Here is a 13,712-nt window from a genome sequence, read left to right as displayed (position 1 = left end):
GGGGCATGAGAGTGGTTGGGGAAAGGGAAAATCTTTGCCCAGGCGGGCGTATTCTTCCGGCGGTACAGGCGTGTAAAATATCTGCTGCATGGCGGTCACTTCCAGCAAATATTCTACCTGTTCCACAGCCGGAAGAAAAGGGGTCAGTCACTGGTTGTCATATTCTGGTGAATAGACGGACTGACTGACCTGAAATACCAGCACAATTTGCGAAGCAGTTGCAGATTATTCTGGTATCGGAAATAGTTGCAGATTGTTCAATCTGCGAAAATGGGCAGGGGTTGGGCTAAATCAAAGTGAGAATTGACAATCTAAAAAAGACTGCCAATCGGCAGTCTTTTTTAGAAAGGTAAAAAAGGGGGGTGAGTTCAATTGCGCACAACATCTGAAATTTGTGCATTTATGTTGTAAAGTAGTATGGCTATTGCAACGAATGCACAGACTGACGTTTTACCTGGATAGGGAAAGCTAACCGGGCAACTACTACTGCATGGGTTTCCTGTAAATGGACAAGGGGAAGATTTGATGTTTTTGTCAATATCAATGTTCAATGTCTTCACCTCACTTTCGTATATTTTTTAAAAAGGAGGAAAATCAAATGCTAACTATGGAAAAAGAAAAAATACTTTCTCTGCTTGAAAAGCAAGGTGCTGAACATTTTGACCCTTATTGGGATGCATTAGAAGAAAATTTGTTGGTAGCAGTATCTTATTACATCACGAATACATCACCTAAAAAGCATTGTAACATTCGTGACGTAGCAAATTTTTTGAAGGAAGAATCATGGTTTAAAAAACTCAGTGAATTTTTTGAAACTGTCAGTGATTCTCAAGACGAGAAAGCAGCTTATGAAAGTATTGCGGCTGTAAGTAATGAAATCATGAATGGTCTTGTTGCTGGGGTTTTGACAAAAGCGGATAAAATTCCTTTTTGATCGTTTCGTCAAATATCGACAAATATTTTTTAAGTACTGTACACCGGGCTAAAATGCCCGATTTTTTTGTTCTCCTGGGGATGTACTTTTCCGTCCCGGGGAGATCGAAAACAGAAAAACGAAGTCGTATAAAGGGAATGTGCGGGGTGATGAGAGAAGGGGGGGGTATTTTTTTGATCTATTTGCAGTCCTTTTTCAGTTCTCCGAGGGCCGAAGCATTTTCGGTGGCTCGATGGCAGCCGCGGGGTTTCAGCTACCCGGAAATACGCTGCCTGGCACCGTTTGACGCTGACGGCCGCCCGATACGCGGGCTGCCGCCGGAGCGGTATCTGGAAGCATACGCCGTGGCGCTTGCTTCCAGGTGGCCGGAGGTGCGCCGTGCGCTGGAGCATTTTAAGCGCAGGGACGTTTCGCTGCTGTGCTGGTGCAACCCGAAGCGCCAGCGCGGTTACCCGAAACTCTTTTGCCACACTATCCTCATAGGTTTTCTGGCGGAGCGTTTCGGGTTGCCGGTAATGTATCTGGATGGCCGCGAGAACCCTGTGTGGAATGAAGAGGACAAACATCGGTTTTTGAGGTTGGTCGGCTTCAACTTGATTGAACAGAAGGCGCTCACTGTGTTTTCTGACACAGTGCTGTCGGAGAACCCGTTTTTGCCCTTTTGCGGCAGGAATTTGGCGGTGAAGGCGAGAAAAGGTGGGAGTACCGGTGGCCGGTAGTGGATGTTTAAATGGGCTTTCTGCCTGGGACCGCCTGCGCCGGGCGGAGAAGGGAGAAGTGGTCATTTTTCAGTCGCGTTACGGTGCGGGTCGGGAAGGATTTTTCGTCAAGGCCGTATGCGCTGACCGGGAAAAATTGCTGGAGTGGGCGCGGAAGATGGGACTGCCGGAGGAAACGGTTTTTGTCCCGGGTACGGCGATGCCCAACATAACCCTGACGGGGAAGATGGCCCGGGAAATACTGGAAAAACTGGTGATACTGTAGAAAAATCGGGGAGGGATTTTTATTAAATCTTACAATCTTTTTGATGGTGTTGCCCGTGAAGACCATTTGGTAGCGGCAGCGATCTACCTGCCACACGATTATATAGCGATGTTTTCCCAGGGGATGGATGACTATAAGGACTACCTTCTCAACCGCCACTACTTCCTGGAAGAACTGAGGGAAAACGAAGCTGTCAGGGTCATCCACGTTCCTTTTGACAGGGAGCGGTATGTCAAATGGCTTCAGGATAATCCCTATTGGAAGGACGGGGCGGAAGCCAGGAGCGCCTGGGCGCTGGAAGTGGCGAAGAACCCGGCAGCTCTTGAAGAAGTCCGGTCCCGGAATCCCGTTCTGCCCGCGCCGCCCCTGGACGAAGAGTTTACCGTGCTGGTATTCTACGGGGTCATTCCCGTAGTAATGGAGATGCCTGACGAAATTCCCGCGGTTTCCGGAAGATTGCCGCACGAAGATGTCGAGCAGATTGCGCTTGAAGCGCGGGAGTTTTTCTCCGGCGTTCCGGAATTCAAATGGCTTTCCTCTTTAAGATGCAGGGGCATGCGTATCTTTGCAGGTGAGCGGCTGGTCGCACCTCCAAATGCCAGCGCGTTTGAGGATTATGTAAATGATACGGTTCGTGAAATGCTGAATACACGAGAAATCGTAATTTCCGTTCCTTCTACCTGCCGGGTTAGGCGGTTGGACCTGGAGGATGACCTTACGGGTGAGAGGCCGCTGCTGGTATTACTCCTTTTTCCACTGGTGCTGGCCGGGGCGGCGTCCGAGATCGAATACTGCGAGGACCTTGTGGAAGAAAGCGAAGGGAAGATGGGCCTGGCAACGAAGCAGTTGCGGGAGGTTTTGCGCGAAAGGTTGGGGCATGACAGGGTTGGCGAACCGGCGTTTGTGCCGGAATACGCACTGGGGATGTTCCTGGAGCACGTCATGGAAAATATGGACTTTGAGCTGGAAGATATTGATGACGTAATGGAGAACGCCGGGAAGGGGAAGAAGAACAGGAGCGGGTTGAAGAGGATAAAATGAAAGTCGCATAAGGAACCTTATGCGAAAAAATGTCCTGGAAAATTTCGCATAAGTTGCAGGAAGACGCTCTCTTAAGGGCGAATTTTTTGTTCGCATAAGTTAACTCAGGGGGGAGACGGTTGTGTACGAGACATATCATGCTCAGATAAAGGAAGAAAGGCCCAGGCCCCCCGTAAAGTGGGCAGGTGGGAAATCCCAGCTCATATCCCAGTTTGAACCGTTGTTTCCTAAAGAATACAGCCTCTACGTTGAGCCTTTTGTCGGCGGCGGGGCGGTTTTCTTCCACCTGCTACCCCCCAGGGCGGTGTTGATCGACAGCAATGATGAGTTAATCAATTTCTACCTGGTCGTCCGGGACGACCTGGAAGCTCTCCTGCAGGATCTGAAGAGGCACGAAAACACTGCGGAATATTACTACCGCATCCGCGCCCTTGATCCCGATCAGCTAACTCCTGTGGAGCGGGCTTCAAGATTCCTCTACCTGAACAAGACTGGCTATAACGGGTTGTGGCGTGTAAACAGCCGGGGGCAGCACAACGTGCCCTTCGGGCGTTACAAGAACCCTAAAATAGTGGATGAGCCGAACCTCCGCCTGGTGAGCGGGGCTTTGAAAAAGGCGGAGATAATCTGCGACGACTTCAGCCAGGTCCTGGACTGCGCGGCTCCGGGAGCTTTCGTTTATTTGGACCCGCCCTACCATCCGCTTTCGGAAACAGCTAATTTCACCAGCTATACTCCCGATGCATTTGGAGAAGACGATCAGAGGCGCCTGGCGGAGGTGTTTCGGGAACTGGACCGGAGGGGCTGCCTGGTCATGTTGAGCAATTCCGATACACCTTTCATACGCGAGCTTTATAAAAACTATGATATACAGGTGGTTTACGCAAAAAGAGCCATTAACTGCCGGGCCGATAAGCGCGGGCCGATATCGGAACTGGTTATCCGTAACTATAACTAACCGGGAGTGGGGAGATTGTCACCGGGCGGGAAAGGAACTAAAACAGGGGCCTTTTGGGAACAGGTCATCAAGCCGGTTCTTGAAATACACTATTCGGGGCTGTTTCAAACCCATGTGCCTGTGGGGAATCAACTCTTCGGGGCTACTTACTATGCTGATTTTGTTGTCCAGGACGATACCGGTGGAATCATAGTCAGTGCAAAATGGCAACAGGTTCGTGGAACGGCAGAACAAAAACTTTTATATGAAATAGCGAGCCTTATTTCCATCATCCGGAATTCGGACAAGTATCGCAAAGCTTATGTCGTTCTCGGCGGGACCGGCTTTTCCAGGGGAGCACGCAGCTTCTTGCTGCATAACAAGCATCTTGAGGTTCTCGCTGATGGTTATCTGGTGGAGGTAATATCCCTGGAAGATTTTCTCGCCCGTGCCAACAGGGGGGAGCTGTAGTTGGGACTGGATGGGTTTATTGTACACTTGAAGGGCTGTAATTGTTCTTTGAGAACCATAACAGCATATACAGGGGCTTTGCGCAGTTTCATGAGATGGCTGGAGGATACAACAGGATCCCCATTCGACCCGGCTTCCGTTACACCGCTGGATGTGGCCGACTACCGCCGGTACATGCTGAACAGGAATCGCAAGCCGGCCACAATAAACCTTCACCTGGATGCCCTGTCGTCCTTTTTTTCGTGGGTCGCGTCCAATGGCCTGATTTCTTTCGATCCGACGGAGGGCGTTAAGAGGGTTCCGGAGCAACGTGGAGCTCCCAGATGGCTAACGAGGCAGGAATTGGGAGCGCTGATGAGAGCGGTACAGAAGTACGGAATTCCCAGGGACCGGGCATTGCTGGCAATTCTACTGCATACCGGCCTGCGGATCTCCGAGGCGGTATCACTGCATGTTGAGGACCTGGTGATCCGTGAACGTTCAGGCTGGGTGACGGTCCGGGAGGGCAAAGGTGGAAAACGCAGGGAAGTGCCGTTGAACGTCACGGCCCGGAGAATAATCCAGGAATGGCTTACCGTCCATCCCGGCGGCGACTGGCTCTTTCCCGGGCGAAAGGGACACATGACCGCCCGGGCTGCCGAAAAAATCCTGGAGAAGTACGCCCGGCTGGCGGGGGTGGAGGTCACACCTCACCAGTTGCGGCACACCTTCTGCAAGATGCTGGTGGACGCGGGAGAATCTTTAGACCGGGTGGCGGTTCTGGCGGGCCATTCTAATCTGAACACTACGGCCAGGTATACCAGGCCCGGAGTGCAGGATTTGGAAAAGGCTGTAGAGAAACTGAGCTGGGAGTAGGGGCACGTGCTCCCCTATTCACTTTGAATGCTAAACAGAAGAAGTGATGATCATAAAAAGTGATCCACTCGAACCACAATCCTGTATCCTTGAGATACCGAAACTAATGGAGACAGGAGGAAAAAGAGAAGTGATTCGAGTGGAACAGTACCGGGATAATAGAAAATTGTTAAAGTACTTTGGATGAATTGTGCACAGGGGCGCTATCCGCCAACTCCATCCAATGCGGACCGGCATTAGAAAAGAACCTGCTAGGGCATAACCTTGATGAAAATCTTAATTTTGAGCCACAAGTACATCCTGCTTATGATCAAAGGCGTTTTCCCACTTTGCAATTACTACTGTTGCCAGGGAATTTCCGATAACGTTTAGAGCTGTACGGCCCATATCCACGAAAAAGTCAACGGCCATCAGCAAAGCAACCCCTTCCGGCGGCAGGCCTATTTCAGTAGCAGTAGCTAAAAGCACTACCAGCACCGCCGATGGAACTCCGGCCAAACCCTTCGTCATAACCATTAATATACCGATTATAGTCAGGATCTGGACCATGCTCAAGGGCAGGTTATATACATGAGCAATGAAGACAACGGCTAGGCTGGCATAGATACTCGCCCCGTCCAGGTTAAAGGAATACCCGGTAGGCAGTACAAACGAGTTGATGGAACGGCTTGTCCCAAATTTTTCTAGTCGGTCAATAAGAAGCGGAAGCGCCACTTCCGAACTGCGGGTGGTGAAGGCCAGCAAGATTAAATCCCAGGTGAAACGTAACAAGGATACGTAAGGAACCCGGAAAACAAGGGCAATAAGCGGGAATAATACTAGCGCTGCCAGCAGGAATGCCAGATAGGCTACGGCTACGAATTGCCCTAGGGAAATCAGGCTTTGAATACCGTACTTGGATACACTGAAAGCTACAAAGCCAAACACACCGATGGGAGCAAAAGAAACGGCATACTCAATGACTTTAAACATAGCTTGTGTCCAGGATTCAAACAATGTGAGCACCGGCTTACCTTTATCACCGATGGCAACCAGGGCCAGACCAAAGAAGATACCGAAGAAGATAATTGGCAGGAGCTTGCCTTCGGCCATTGCGCTTACCACGTTATTAGGAATTATCTCTAAAAAGAACTTGGTCAGGTCAATACCCTTGGCCAGTTTCCCCAGTGCCTGAGTATCAACGTTGGCAAGTTGCGCTCCGGCACCGACATTAGTTAATCTAGCCACAATAACTCCCATGACGATAGCGATGGTGGTCACTACTTCGAAATAGATTAGGGTTTTCACGGCCACACGGCCCAGTTTTTTGACGTCATGCATCCCTGCAATGCCAATGACAATTAACGGAAATACCAGGGGAACGATTACCATCTGGATTAACCTGATAAACGCCTTACCCAGCGGTTCCAGCCGGACGCCTATGTCCTTGGATAAAATACTGAGTAAGACACCGAGCGCCAGGCCGATAAGGACCTGTACTCCCAGGCTTAACCTTCTCTTGCCAGCCATTTACACACTTCCTCCCTTCTTTATTCTACACTTCGGGGATATCATCATCAGGTTGAAGGAGTGGGACTTCTACCTTTACAGTTTCAGGGTATTTCAAGCCCGAGCCGGTGTTTAGCAGAAGCACAGTTTCATCTTCCTTCAGCCAACCTTGCTCTCTGAGTTTCCTGGCAGCACTGTAAAGAGAGGCACCCTCGGGACAAACGAATGCCCCCTCCTTTGCTGCCAGGACAGCCTGTGCCTTCAAAATTTCCTCGTCGCTAACGGCCACGGCACATCCATCGGTTTTATAGATAGCTTCAAGCACCAGAAAGTCACCCAGGGCCTTGGGCACATTAATGCCAAAAGCACAGGTATAAGCGTTTTGCCAGAATTCGGATTCTGTTTTCCTCCCGTTCCATGCTTTTACAATCGGTGCACAGCCCTCAGCCTGTACAGCTACCAGGCGGGGCATTTTTTCACCAATCCATCCGATGGACCGGAGTTCCTGCAGGGCTTTGTAGATACCAATAATCCCTACTCCGCCACCGGTGGGATACAGAATAACATCTGGTACTTCCCAGTTGAACTGTTCGGCGATTTCCAGTCCCATGGTCTTTTTGCCTTCAATGCGGTAAGGCTCTTTCAGCGTGGAAGCATCAAACCACCCGTATTTCTGCACTGCCCTTCCTACAATCTTGCCCGCATCGCTGATTAAGCCGTCCACGAGATATAAGTCTGCGCCGGTAATAGCACATTCGTTCCGGGTAATTTCCGGTGCGTCCTGGGGCATGACAATCACGCATTTGATGCCCGCCCTGGCGCAGTAGGTGGCCCAGGCCGCACCGGCATTACCGTTGGTAGGCATGGCCAGTGTCTTGATGCCGAGCTCTTTTGCCCTGGATACCCCTACCGCAGCACCTCTCGATTTAAAAGTACCTGAAGGAATGACTCCCTCGTCCTTTAAGTACAGGTTTTTTAAACCTATGGCAGGTCCGGCCACGTCCATCTTAATTATAGGAGTCATGCCTTCCCCGAGAGAAACCTGGTTATTTTTGTCCTTCAACGGCAGCAATTCCCGGTAGCGCCACAGACTGGGCTCCCGACCTTTTAAGTCTTCCTTGTGGAAGTTTTTCTTTACCTGTTCCAGATCGTAGCGGACAAGCAGGGGGCCGCCACATTCGCAGAGCTGGTGAACTTCTTCGCTATTGTAATGTTTACCGCATTTTGAACATTCCAGATGAGTTACGTGGCTCATACCAATCCTTCCTTCCGGCTATTTATTGGTTTATCAATCGCTTTTTACTTAACGAGAACAACCGCTTCAATTTCTACCAGAACATTTTTAGGCAGGCAGGATACTTCCACGCAGGCACGTGCCGGAGCATCTTCTTTAAAGAATTCTGCATAGGTATCATTAACCTTGGTAAACTGGGCCATATCCTTTATGAAGATAGTGGTTTTTACGACATCCTTGAGAGTTGAACCGGCGGCCTCACAAATTGCCTGGAGATTTTTCAGACATTGTTTTGTTTGTTCCTGGATGTCTCCCCCTACGACATTGCCGGTAGCCGGGTCAATGGGAATCTGTCCTGATATAAACATCAGATTACCGGCCTTTACAGCTTGTGAATAAGGCCCTATAGCTGCCGGTGCTTTTGGGGTGCTGATAATGACTTTTTCCATTTTTAATCGCCTCCTGTGAATACTTTAAATGATATTGTTGCTCCGGTTGGACCGATCCTCATCCAAATAGTTATATATTGTATACCGGGAAACCCCCAGTACAGAGGCGATTTTCTCCACTGCCCCTTTAATGAGAAATACTCCTTTAAGGTCCAGTTCACGGACAACCCGGACTTTATCCTCTTTCTGCATCCTGGCCGGGGGAATGCCTATCCTATTAATAACCTGCTCAATCATAGCCTCCAGTACTTCCGTAATGTCAGTCGCAAAAATTTCACTGCCCTGGTCTGTCTGTGACTTTTCATCAAAAGCAATCAATTCTTCTATGTGCCCCTTATGCACGAGCAAATCGGTGATATCATAGTTGATGCACAAGCAGCCGATAATTTTCCCGTAGCTATCCCTGACAAAGATGGTAGAAGATTTTAGGATGCGGCCATCTTTGGTGACATTTTTGTAGCCAATCAGGTCAGGACAACTATCGCCATACTTCCGGATGCTCTCCAGTACGATGTTCGTTACCGGAGCACCTTTTTGACGCCGGGTAATGTTTCCGGCCAGATAGATAAGTGAGGCCTCTGGATTGCGCAAATCGTGGACAGCTACTTCACAGTACCTGCCGAAGGTCTGCACGATTCCCCGGGCAATGGGAATCAGCACTTGCAGTTCCGGGGGGATATCCAGCATCTCTTCTTTCAGCTTCAGTTCACCTCCTTGACATTCAGGTCCACAACCCCAGTAGCCCTTCCGTTTTAGGTACCGGGAAGCTAAATGGAATCTTTTATCTTCTTAATTCGACGGGTATCCACATTTACCTGCTGTAACATTAAAATTTTTTAAGAAACATTACTCAAAAATTTTAATACCTTTATGCAAGATTATGGATTTTCTGGAGGATCTGGTAGACTTAATGCTGATGAAAAGCGACCTACAGGGATTGGAGGATTCAAGGGGCAGCTGGAAGAATCAAGAAATTCAAATAAAAAGCAGAATGTCCGGGCAGCGTATTTTGCCCGGCTCAATTTTTGTCTGGAAACCGCCGTTTTCGGGAGGGGCGGCGGTGGCGGAGGTACCTCCCGGTTTTTGTTGCCCGCGATCTCGCGGGCTTTTTCTTTTGGAATCCCGGCTTTCTGCCCGGGGAGGGCGGCGCGACTGGCGGGCGGTGTAAGGCCGGGATAAAATATCACCCCTGCGGTCGCACGATTCGAACACAGGAAGTATGTCGCACGGGTCGGAGTTTCTCGGCCCGTTGTTTTTGTGCGCCCGGCATGGGCGTTAACTTGATGGTGAAAGTCCACTGCAGGCGAGGCAGCACGAATGTCCACGTGCTTAGGAACGGTATTTGATAATTATGCCATCTGTCCAGTCATGTTTTATGTTTACGAGACACTGAGAAAAAAAAAGAGTTGGGCTGGAAGAAAAGGTAAGACCATCCCGGATCAACCAGGATCTCAAATCCATTTCTCCTCCGGCCCACCGATTATCCGGTCAACGTGGGGAGAATTACTCCAGACTCATATTTCCAGTTCCGGAGAGGTAACAATAGCCGCAGCTCGGTCACCTCAGCCGGAGTGCATCAGACATTCTTCAATCGTTTTTCCAGTTGTTTTCTAGACTCTATGACGTTACGCACGCGGCTACGGTGATTGTTCACCACATTCTGGCTAAAGGTCTCCCTTTATATGAACTCGGTACTGACTTACTCTGCCTGCGCAAAGCAGGGGGTCTTTGATGGAACACGGTATTAAATGATGCCTTTGTTTTCCAGGAACTCTCTTACCACTTCCTTGGCGTCGCGCCCCTTTTCCGCTACCTGGTAATTGAGTTGCTGCATCTCCTCGTCGCTGATCTGGCCGGCCAGCATGTTCAGTGTATCTTCCAGTTCAGGGTACTTTTCCAGCGTGTCCATCCGCACTACAGCCGTACAAAAGTAGGGCGGGAAAAATTTCTTGTCATCTTCCAGAATCTTTAAATCGTAGGTGATCAATTCACCGTCGGTGCTGAAGGCGTCCGTCACGTCAATTTTACCTTGGGCTGTGGCCTGGTACTTGAGGGCGGTTTCAAAGGATTTAGTGTTTTTAAACTTGAGCCCGTAAGTTTTGACTAGCCCGTCATAACCATCGGGCCGGTTGAAAAACTCCTGCTCGGCGCCGAAAACCATGTTCCCGGCCAATGGCACCAGGTCCGACACCTTTTCCAGGTTATATTTTTCGGCAGTTTCCCGGGGTACCGCAATGGCATAAGTGTTGTTGAAACCGAAAGGTTTCAACCATTTGAGCTTGAATTTTTTGTTGTATTGCTCTTGCACGTAGTTGTAAACCTTATCCGGATCGGTTTCCACGGGTTGTTTCAGGATGGCCATCAATCCTGTGCCGGTGTAGTCCGGGTACAGGTCCAGGTCGCCGTTTTTCAGGGCGTTGAAGCAAACCAGCGTCCCGCCCAGGTTCAGCTTGCGCTCCACCTGCAGGTCGGTTTTGGCTTCGATCAACTGGGCCAGCATTTCACCCAGGATGATATTCTCGTTAAAGTTTTTGGAGCCCACCACAATTTTTCCGCCCGCACTTTTGGCGTTTTCCCCGGCACATCCCGCTACAATAAGCGACACAGCGGTAAGCAAGGTTGCTATAAGCAACAACCCTTTCCTTTTCATCAGTCACTCCCCTTTTGCATAGTATTAAATGTTTTTAGCTCGCAACCCCCTCGGTACCAGTGCCTTTTCCAGCCCGCCCAGCAATACGTCGGCGATGATGGCCAGCAGGGCGGCGGGAACGGCCCCCGTCATGATCATGAAAGTGTTTGCCAGCTGAATGCCCCTCCAGATAGGTTCGCCCAGCCCGCCAGCACCAATTAAAGTGCCGATGGTGGCAATGCCGATGGCTGTAACCATGGCCACTCGAAAGCCAGCTAAAATAATCGGCAGGGCGATGGGGAGCTGAACCTGGCGCAGCAATTGCCAGCCGGTCATGCCCATACCCTTGCCCGCTTCCAACAGGTCCGGGCTGACGCCGGCCAGACCGGTGTACGTATTTCTGAGAATGGGCAGCAGTGCATAAACGAAAAGTGCGGCAATAAGGCTGTTATTGCCAAGGCCCAGGAAAAACATGACCAGCGCCAGCATGGCCAGGCTGGGAATGGTCTGCAAGACGTCCACGAGGCTCATGACCGGACCGGCCAACGCGCGGGCCCGCACCAGCAATATGCCCAGAGGTACACCAACCAAGCCGGCGACCAGTACCCCGGCGGCCGATAAGCACAGGTGCTCCAGTGTAAGTTGCAAAATTTGGCCCAAGCCATTCACCTCCTTACCCACCAATCTTTTATGTTTATGTTGATCTCAAGCCCCGTGGCGTAACGGCTTTCTCCAGCCGTCCCAGGATGAAGCTGGCCAACAGAGCCAGTAGGGCCGCCGGAATGGTCCCGGCTAAGATTAGCCATATATCGTACACGTTCATGCCTCCCCATATAAGGTCGCCCAGCCCGCCGGCACCGATGAGCGCGGCGATGGTGGCCCAGCTGATGATGTAAACGGAGGAAATTCTAATTCCTGCCATTATTACCGGCAGTGCCATAGGCAATTTAACCATGAACAGCAGTTGCCGGTCGTTCATGCCCATTCCGCGCCCCGCTTCAATCAGTTCTCCCGGGACTTCTCTGATTCCGGTATAGGTGTTGCGCAGAATCGGCAGCAAGGAATAAAGGAAGAGAACCACCATAGCCGGCAGGACGCCGATGCCCAGAACGGGTAGGGTGAAGCCGAAAAAAGCAAGGCTGGGAATGGTTTGGATGGTGCCGGCTATACTTAACACCACCCGGGCGATATTTTGGCGGCTGGACAGCCAGATGCCCAAGGGGACGGCCACCAGGGCGCCGAGGGCCACCGACCCCAGGGAGAGGTATACGTGTTGCCAGGTGGCCATAAGGATGTCCGCCCAGCTCCGGGTTAACAGCTCCAGCAGCGGGTTCATGCGGTTTCCTCCTTCCAAACGAAGCTGGCCAGGGCGTTGACAATGCTGGTTTTAGTTACCAGGCCCAGAAGGCGCTTTTTTTCGTCCACCACGGGCAGGTAGTCCAGCTTGTTGGCGGTAAGTGTGTTAAAGGCTTCCCGAGCCGGGGATCCGGCTGCCACCACCGGTATATCGGTTTCCACCAACTCTTTTACCGTACTGGCCCGCCGGCGATTTTTGTCCAGTTTTTCCACTGTCACCACGCCCACGAGGCGCTTGTCCTGTTCCACCACCAACAGGGTATTTACCCCCTTGTGCTTCATCAGGGCCAGGGCCTCCTCCACACCCCGTTCCGGCCCGATGATCACCGGGTTGGACTTCATCACGGATTCAACTGTGGCAGGGCCACCGCCGGCCACCCGGTGCTTGCCGATGAATTCCAGCACGAATTCGTTGGCCGGTTTCCTCAGGATCATTTCGGGAGTATCCAGTTGCACGATCTGGCCGTCCTTCATGATGGCTATGCGGTCGGCTAGCTTTAAAGCTTCGTCCATATCGTGGGTGACGAACACAATGGTTTTGTGCAGTTTGTTTTGCAGGTTTTTCAGCTCATCCTGGAGATTTTCCCGGGTAATGGGGTCAAGGGCGCCAAAGGGTTCGTCCATCAAAATGACGGATGGTTCTGCGGCCAGGGCACGAAGCACGCCGATGCGCTGCTGCTGGCCGCCGCTTAATTCGTTGGGGTAGCGGTGGGCGTAAAGGTCCGGGTCCATGTCCACCAGTTCCAGCAATTCGCGGACGCGCTTGGCCCTTCTTTCCTTGTCCCATTTCAGGAGTCGGGGTACCAGGTCCACATTTTGTTCAATGGTCATGTTGGGGAACAGGCCGATTTGTTGAATTACATAACCTATTTCCCGCCTGAGCTTAACCGGATTCATGTCCATGATATCCTGGTCGCGGATTAAAATGCGCCCGGAAGTTGGCTCCACCAGCCGGTTGATCATTTTTAAGGTGGTTGTTTTGCCGCACCCGCTGGGGCCGATGAGCACCATGAATTCGCCCTCGCGAACGTGCATATTGATGTTTTTTACCACTTCCTGGTTGCCGTATTTTTTAGTAACTTCTTCAAATTTGATCACTTTTTGCCCTCCCGTGTACCGGCACCAGCCGTATGATAAAAGTTTTATCAATTAACTAATATTGATCACTAATTTGTTTACAAACAGGTTTAATAAACATGTATTTTGTTTGACATATTATAACATACATCTTCCCAAGTAACAACAAGTTGTTATTGAACCAAAGGTGAAGTTATCCACAGTGATACGGCCAAAGTTTTATCATAACCGATAGAGGGTTAGTCTGCCCTTTTTGG

At 50.7% G+C, this 13,712-nt stretch carries 15 protein-coding genes; 7 read left to right on the top strand and 8 right to left on the bottom strand.

The window, feature by feature from the left end; genetic code table 11:
* Window positions 1–598 precede the first annotated feature (598 nt).
* The 7 genes from BUB44_RS06120 (at window position 599) to BUB44_RS06090 (ending at window position 5,222) form a co-directional block, all read left to right on the top strand.
* Window positions 599–934 carry a type IV secretory system conjugative DNA transfer family protein gene (locus BUB44_RS06120; RefSeq protein WP_073164226.1) on the top strand — a complete coding sequence of 112 codons (336 nt, stop codon included), beginning with the start codon at window positions 599–601 and terminating at the stop codon, window positions 932–934.
* A gap of 173 nt (window positions 935–1,107) precedes the next feature.
* A complete protein-coding gene (locus BUB44_RS06115) occupies window positions 1,108–1,653 on the top strand; it encodes a hypothetical protein (RefSeq protein ID WP_131821600.1) in 546 nt (181 codons plus the stop codon).
* A complete protein-coding gene (locus tag BUB44_RS06110) occupies window positions 1,643–1,918 on the top strand; it encodes a hypothetical protein (RefSeq protein WP_073164220.1) in 276 nt (91 codons plus the stop codon). Before BUB44_RS06115 ends, BUB44_RS06110 begins: the two co-directional genes overlap by 11 nt.
* 66 nt (window positions 1,919–1,984) lie before the next feature.
* A complete protein-coding gene (locus BUB44_RS06105) occupies window positions 1,985–2,959 on the top strand; it encodes a hypothetical protein (protein ID WP_073164217.1) in 975 nt (324 codons plus the stop codon).
* Between the two features lie 121 nt (window positions 2,960–3,080).
* On the top strand, window positions 3,081–3,917 hold the full coding sequence (locus BUB44_RS06100) for a DNA adenine methylase (RefSeq protein ID WP_073164214.1): 837 nt from the start codon (window positions 3,081–3,083) through the stop codon (window positions 3,915–3,917).
* Window positions 3,918–3,932: 15 nt separating this feature from the next.
* Window positions 3,933–4,367 carry a PD-(D/E)XK nuclease superfamily protein gene (locus BUB44_RS06095; protein ID WP_073164211.1) on the top strand — a complete coding sequence of 145 codons (435 nt, stop codon included), beginning with the start codon at window positions 3,933–3,935 and terminating at the stop codon, window positions 4,365–4,367.
* Window positions 4,368–5,222 carry a tyrosine-type recombinase/integrase gene (locus tag BUB44_RS06090; protein WP_083543122.1) on the top strand — a complete coding sequence of 285 codons (855 nt, stop codon included), beginning with the start codon at window positions 4,368–4,370 and terminating at the stop codon, window positions 5,220–5,222.
* A 276-nt stretch (window positions 5,223–5,498) separates the two neighbouring features.
* Here BUB44_RS06090 and BUB44_RS06085 read toward each other — a convergent pair whose 3' ends face one another.
* The 8 genes from BUB44_RS06085 to BUB44_RS06045 form a co-directional block, all read right to left on the bottom strand.
* On the bottom strand, window positions 5,499–6,731 hold the full coding sequence (locus tag BUB44_RS06085) for a dicarboxylate/amino acid:cation symporter (protein WP_073164208.1): 1,233 nt from the start codon (window positions 6,729–6,731) through the stop codon (window positions 5,499–5,501).
* A 25-nt stretch (window positions 6,732–6,756) separates the two neighbouring features.
* Window positions 6,757–7,965: a threonine synthase gene (locus BUB44_RS06080; RefSeq protein WP_073164205.1), complete on the bottom strand. Its 1,209-nt coding sequence runs from the start codon at window positions 7,963–7,965 to the stop codon at window positions 6,757–6,759.
* 44 nt (window positions 7,966–8,009) lie between these two features.
* Window positions 8,010–8,393 carry a RidA family protein gene (locus BUB44_RS06075; RefSeq protein ID WP_073164203.1) on the bottom strand — a complete coding sequence of 128 codons (384 nt, stop codon included), beginning with the start codon at window positions 8,391–8,393 and terminating at the stop codon, window positions 8,010–8,012.
* A 24-nt stretch (window positions 8,394–8,417) separates the two neighbouring features.
* On the bottom strand, window positions 8,418–9,080 hold the full coding sequence (locus tag BUB44_RS06070) for a helix-turn-helix transcriptional regulator (protein WP_242655872.1): 663 nt from the start codon (window positions 9,078–9,080) through the stop codon (window positions 8,418–8,420).
* A 1,057-nt stretch (window positions 9,081–10,137) separates the two neighbouring features.
* Window positions 10,138–11,043, bottom strand: a complete 906-nt coding sequence (locus BUB44_RS06060; protein WP_073164194.1) for a glycine betaine ABC transporter substrate-binding protein — start codon at window positions 11,041–11,043, stop codon at window positions 10,138–10,140.
* A 24-nt stretch (window positions 11,044–11,067) separates the two neighbouring features.
* The gene (locus BUB44_RS06055; RefSeq protein WP_073164192.1) at window positions 11,068–11,682 is read right to left on the bottom strand and encodes an ABC transporter permease; all 615 of its coding nucleotides are present in this window, start codon (window positions 11,680–11,682) and stop codon (window positions 11,068–11,070) included.
* A 34-nt stretch (window positions 11,683–11,716) separates the two neighbouring features.
* Window positions 11,717–12,358 (bottom strand): ABC transporter permease, encoded by a 642-nt coding sequence (locus BUB44_RS06050; RefSeq protein ID WP_073164189.1) that lies wholly within the window; start codon window positions 12,356–12,358, stop codon window positions 11,717–11,719.
* Window positions 12,355–13,476 (bottom strand): ABC transporter ATP-binding protein, encoded by a 1,122-nt coding sequence (locus BUB44_RS06045; RefSeq protein WP_073164186.1) that lies wholly within the window; start codon window positions 13,474–13,476, stop codon window positions 12,355–12,357. Before BUB44_RS06045 ends, BUB44_RS06050 begins: the two co-directional genes overlap by 4 nt.
* Window positions 13,477–13,712 lie beyond the last annotated feature (236 nt).

The organism is Desulfofundulus australicus DSM 11792 (genome assembly GCF_900129285.1).
Classification (GTDB): Bacteria; Bacillota; Desulfotomaculia; order Desulfotomaculales; family Desulfovirgulaceae; genus Desulfofundulus; species Desulfofundulus australicus.
This window is presented reverse-complemented; position numbering and strand designations above follow the sequence as displayed.

What these genes read in the sequence shown, in the direction of transcription:
- BUB44_RS06060 (WP_073164194.1), bottom strand. Translation starts at nt 11,043, where the DNA reads ATGAAAAGGAAAGGGTTGTTGCTTATAGCAACCTTGCTTACCGCTGTG.
- BUB44_RS06120 (WP_073164226.1), top strand. Translation starts at nt 599, where the DNA reads ATGCTAACTATGGAAAAAGAAAAAATACTTTCTCTGCTTGAAAAGCAA.
- BUB44_RS06050 (WP_073164189.1), bottom strand. Translation starts at nt 12,358, where the DNA reads ATGAACCCGCTGCTGGAGCTGTTAACCCGGAGCTGGGCGGACATCCTT.
- BUB44_RS06085 (WP_073164208.1), bottom strand. Translation starts at nt 6,731, where the DNA reads ATGGCTGGCAAGAGAAGGTTAAGCCTGGGAGTACAGGTCCTTATCGGC.
- BUB44_RS06075 (WP_073164203.1), bottom strand. Translation starts at nt 8,393, where the DNA reads ATGGAAAAAGTCATTATCAGCACCCCAAAAGCACCGGCAGCTATAGGG.
- BUB44_RS06080 (WP_073164205.1), bottom strand. Translation starts at nt 7,965, where the DNA reads ATGAGCCACGTAACTCATCTGGAATGTTCAAAATGCGGTAAACATTAC.
- BUB44_RS06070 (WP_242655872.1), bottom strand. Translation starts at nt 9,080, where the DNA reads ATGCTGGATATCCCCCCGGAACTGCAAGTGCTGATTCCCATTGCCCGG.